Below are 4282 nucleotides of genomic sequence, written 5' to 3' on the forward strand. Positions count from 1 at the left end.
AATAAAATTAGCACAAATTGCCTTTAAAGGCAATTTGTGCTAATTTTATTAATGTTTTTATATACTAATCATTTTTTTTGACACCCTAGGTATCAATGTTACCATTAACTTAACTGATGTCAGCTGGGCGATTGGAAACAATCGGGCGTAGCTGGCCTTTTTTTTAGGAGAAAAGAACATGGCTGATAAAAATCACAACTTACAATTAACTTACAATAATATTAAAAAATTAAAACAACATAAACAGGTTATACTAGAGGACCAAACATGTATTATACCTGAAGTAAAAACATTTCCTCTAGATACTTTCTATAAAAAAGAACAAATCATACTGGATCCCCCTGTACCACTAACTACAGATGAATTAATAGCTCTGCTAAAAGAACATCATACTATAACATTTACCGAGGAAGAAGAAACATTCGCACAATCTATTATCCCCTACGCAGGGTACGGTAGATTATCCGCCTTCGCACTTAATGACACCCCAATTTCCTTTACAGAACTTTTTGATATTTATAGTATTGATAGATATCTGAGAACTTCTATTACTCGACTTATGCCAAGTATAGAAACAGTACTAAAAAATCGCCTATCTCAAGAAATCATTAGTTTTGAAAATAACAACAATGCTTTTATATATGAAAACATAGACTCAAAAATATGGCGACAAAACAAAAAAGATAAGGTCAAAAACTGGTTAGCTTTCTCTATAGAAACAATGCTTGACATACGAAACAAGAGACCGTCTTTAAGCAAATTATTTAGAAAATATAATGGTCATTTGCCAATTTGGATTTTATTAGACAACTTAACTTTTGGCTCTATATCTTTGCTTCTCCCACTGTTAAATAAAGATTTAGTTTTTGATTCTAGTAAGTGCTTAATCGATGCACAACCTTCCTCAATTTATTCATTATGCCAAGGATTAGTTATCCTTAGGAATGCTGTATACCATAATTCAAGTGTATTAGGCACAACCTTTACTTACAGTATGAAATTAGACGAAGAAGTTGAAAAATTTATTATTACTGGATTTATGGACATATTTCCAGAAAAAGAAAATACACTTATCATAGACAAGACAAAACATTTCTTATTCGTAGGGTTATTGGCTATGAAAATTTTTTATTCTAAATTACCTATACCAGAAATAGATAGATGGAACATCTTTATATCAAAATTAGATAAAAAGATTAAAAGTCACAGTGTAATAGCCCTTAATTTAGCTCCTAGATATTACTTTCCTACAAATTGGAAAAATATACTCGAAATTAAGATTAGCTAGATTCTATATAAATACCAATTTCCAACAAAAAAACAATACCTTCTCTCCTTCTCAGTGCTTGGGGCCATTACTAACAAATAACCCCTCAAAAACATTGTTAAAATAGCCTCCAACATCTATAATTTAGATGTTGGGGGCTATTTATTATAATATTTGATTTATAACGCATATTAAGTCACTAGTTTTTCCGGGAATTAGATTTACCGCTCATTTCAAGATTACCACTTTCATAATGGGCCCAACATGAATAGATTTCGACTATTTTAGTTACTTTATCAATGGTATAAACGACGCGATGCTGTCCATTTATTCTTCGAGAATAGTAACCAGCCGCAGGTGGTGTTAATTTTTCAAATGACTGTATTGGTTTATATGGATCAGATTCCAATACATTTTTTATTTCTTCAAATGACTGACGTAATGGGCTTCTTAAAACTTTTTTTAAATCACCTTTAGCTGATGATTTTATTTTTACTTTCCAACGATTACTCATGATCAATTTCTTTGATCATTTCGTCTAAATCAACCGATTCATCATCTTTACGGCTTAAGGTAGCTTGAATTTGACCATTCATCATTAAGTTCATGGTTTCCTGTAATGCGTCATAGTCTTTTTTTCCAATCAAAACGGCACTACGGCTGTCATTAGATCCTGCAATAATAACAGGTTGGGAGTCCCGATTAGCGTTTTTGATAAGTGAAAATAGATTGGTTCGTGCTGTAGTTGGATTAATAATTTTTTCCATATGATTCCCCTCCTCAACTTATCTAATATTATAAGCGTACATGATAGCGTACGTCAATTATAGTCTATTATATCGTCAAAGGAGATTATGACTTATGCAACAAATCGTCCTACCCATCAAAGACTCTAACGTTCTCAAAGAGGTACAAGACACCTTGCTTCATAATTTTAAAGCTGGCCGGCGCAATTACACCATCTTTCAAGTGGGCAAAGCGACCTTGTTACGTGTCAGCGACGTTATGAAGCTTCGTTGGATAGATGTCTTTAACGAAAACGGCACCGTGTGTCAGAATGCATTTATCCACGACCAAAAGACTGGTAAAGCTAACCTGCTCTACTTAAAACCCGTGCAGACTGATTTATTAGCCTATCAAGCTTGGTTGCAAGAAAACCATTTGGTTTCTGACTGGTTGTTTCCCTCGATTCAGCACCCAGAGCGACATATCACGGAAAAACAGTTCTACAAAATCATGAGCAAAGTCGGCGATCTTTTAAGTATTAATTACCTTGGTACCCACACTATGCGCAAAACTGGGGCTTATCGCGTTTATACGCAATCCAATTACAATATTGGCTTAGTCATGCACTTATTAAATCATTCAAGTGAAACCATGACTTTAGCTTATTTAGGCTTAGACCAGGCTAGTACCGAAACGATGCTGGATCAAATTGATTTTGGTTAGGAGGCTGGCTTTATGGATTTAGATTTTAAATCAAACAAGTATGATCTTTTTGATGATTGGCATCAAAACAAGACTAAACAAGCCTTTACACAAAAGTTGCAACAACAAGCTCAAGTTGAAAAAAAACAGCTACCCCAATTATTGTCGCGTGAAGACTTAAAAATTCGTTGGCAGATGAACTCTCGTCAAAGTGTTCATCAAGTTGCTAGTAAGCCTGATTTTCCGCAACCCGTTTTTGCTTTTAATCATGGTAAGACGCCACTTTACTTAGCAACTGAAATTCAAATTTTCGAAATTAATCACCCTTGGGTAATAACTCCCGGTGCTCGTCTTGCTTATAGTCATTGGATCCTTCGTAATGTGATTGATCAATCTTGATATTTAGCTCTAGGCTTTTTATAGTTGGCGCTAGCCTTCTAATACAAATAATACCCATCGAAATGGGTATTAAATCTACCCTTGACAAGTGTCAAGGGTGTAAGTGCGCATTGACCTCGTTTCACTCGGTCTACTGATAACCATAAAATCAGTTTTTGCTGTTGTTAAACTGAATGTATTTTTAATTCAATTTATACTTGCACTTAACTAAGTTTGTTATGCTTTAGATACTTAAAAAGTGTTGCGGTTCCCGCTGCTTTCAACCAAAATTTTTAATTGCTTTATGCAGAGAATCTTCATAAACCTGGCAACAAAATTTGAATAACTAACTGTAAGAACTGCGTATCTAAACTGAAATCATTATTTTGATGTTAGGAGTAATTAAAATGGACGAAAAAAGTATTAAAACTAATTGATGAAATGCTCGTTGATCCTTGGCAAGTTGATATTCAAGAGTTGTTTGAAGCTTTTCTCAATGAATCCGACGAAATCAAAAAGAGTTTGTATAATTCCTTATACACTTATATTTTGCAAAAAAGACAAGAAGATATTATTAATCGACCAGGTTTCGTAATCTAGCCCTCTAAAAGCTCCCTGAGGGCTTTTTATTTTGGCTTTGGTATAAATATATATAAATAGCCTTAAAATCGCTAGAAACGAAAAATAAGACCCTTAAAAAGAAACATAGCAGTTAAATCTTTATCAAGTTTTAGAAAAGCTAACTATTTGCTGTCAATGGTAGCGGACGAGCGCAGCGTGGGAGCATAAGGAATTGACAGCTCTTAACCAGTCTTAACACTGGAATGGCGAAAGCCAAAGTTTCTACAAAACTTTGCTTTCCTGCCTAACGGCGAGTGAAAAAGCGGTCAAGCTGGCTCAGCTTGGACGGGGTTCGGGGCGTCAGCGCCCGAATTAATGTGGCTTGCCACACCTTTTAGGCAACGAACAGCGTGAGGCGCAAGGAGCTGTGCGACTGGAGTTTAATGTGAGCTAGTTTTTGGCTTACTCTTTTGTGTTTTTTGTTTTAGGTTTGGATCTCGTACAGTGGTACCTCTTTTATACCTCTTTTATAAACCTCTTTTAAACCTCTTTTAGACCCCTCCTGAGCCTTACTCTCCCAAGACTTACAGAAGTTTATCAAGTACCTTTTGTCTGTTTATCAAGTACCTTTTGTCTGTTTATCAAGTA

5 protein-coding genes and 1 pseudogene are annotated in these 4282 nt (G+C 34.9%); 4 read left to right on the forward strand and 2 right to left on the reverse strand.

Annotation, left to right across the window (positions count from 1 at the left end; all coding sequences use genetic code 11):
- The first annotated feature begins 178 nt into the window (after window positions 1–178).
- A complete protein-coding gene (locus FC89_RS01620; RefSeq protein WP_057870808.1) occupies window positions 179–1288 on the forward strand; it encodes an Abi family protein in 1110 nt (369 codons plus the stop codon).
- 178 nt (window positions 1289–1466) lie between these two features.
- Here FC89_RS01620 and FC89_RS01625 read toward each other — a convergent pair whose 3' ends face one another.
- Complete coding sequence (locus tag FC89_RS01625) at window positions 1467–1781, reverse strand: Txe/YoeB family addiction module toxin (protein ID WP_007127120.1); 315 nt, start codon at window positions 1779–1781, stop codon at window positions 1467–1469.
- Window positions 1774–2034 (reverse strand): type II toxin-antitoxin system Phd/YefM family antitoxin, encoded by a 261-nt coding sequence (locus FC89_RS01630; RefSeq protein ID WP_010579598.1) that lies wholly within the window; start codon window positions 2032–2034, stop codon window positions 1774–1776. The genes FC89_RS01625 and FC89_RS01630 overlap by 8 nt, the downstream gene beginning before the upstream one ends.
- A gap of 94 nt (window positions 2035–2128) precedes the next feature.
- Here FC89_RS01630 and FC89_RS01635 point away from each other — a divergent pair, with 94 nt between their 5' ends.
- The 3 genes and pseudogenes from FC89_RS01635 (at window position 2129) to FC89_RS12815 (ending at window position 3673) form a co-directional block, all read left to right on the forward strand.
- Window positions 2129–2716 carry a site-specific integrase gene (locus tag FC89_RS01635; protein ID WP_057870809.1) on the forward strand — a complete coding sequence of 196 codons (588 nt, stop codon included), beginning with the start codon at window positions 2129–2131 and terminating at the stop codon, window positions 2714–2716.
- A 12-nt stretch (window positions 2717–2728) separates the two neighbouring features.
- The gene (locus FC89_RS01640) at window positions 2729–3094 is read left to right on the forward strand and encodes a hypothetical protein (protein WP_057870810.1); all 366 of its coding nucleotides are present in this window, start codon (window positions 2729–2731) and stop codon (window positions 3092–3094) included.
- A gap of 368 nt (window positions 3095–3462) precedes the next feature.
- A pseudogene (locus FC89_RS12815) lies at window positions 3463–3673 on the forward strand (hypothetical protein).
- The last annotated feature ends 609 nt before the right edge of the window (window positions 3674–4282 follow it).

It is taken from the genome of Liquorilactobacillus ghanensis DSM 18630 (assembly GCF_001435235.1).
Taxonomy (GTDB): Bacteria; Bacillota; Bacilli; order Lactobacillales; family Lactobacillaceae; genus Liquorilactobacillus; species Liquorilactobacillus ghanensis.

What these genes read in the sequence shown, in the direction of transcription:
- FC89_RS01625 (WP_007127120.1), bottom strand. Translation starts at nt 1,781, where the DNA reads ATGAGTAATCGTTGGAAAGTAAAAATAAAATCATCAGCTAAAGGTGAT.
- FC89_RS01640 (WP_057870810.1), top strand. Translation starts at nt 2,729, where the DNA reads ATGGATTTAGATTTTAAATCAAACAAGTATGATCTTTTTGATGATTGG.
- FC89_RS01630 (WP_010579598.1), bottom strand. Translation starts at nt 2,034, where the DNA reads ATGGAAAAAATTATTAATCCAACTACAGCACGAACCAATCTATTTTCA.
- FC89_RS01620 (WP_057870808.1), top strand. Translation starts at nt 179, where the DNA reads ATGGCTGATAAAAATCACAACTTACAATTAACTTACAATAATATTAAA.
- FC89_RS01635 (WP_057870809.1), top strand. Translation starts at nt 2,129, where the DNA reads ATGCAACAAATCGTCCTACCCATCAAAGACTCTAACGTTCTCAAAGAG.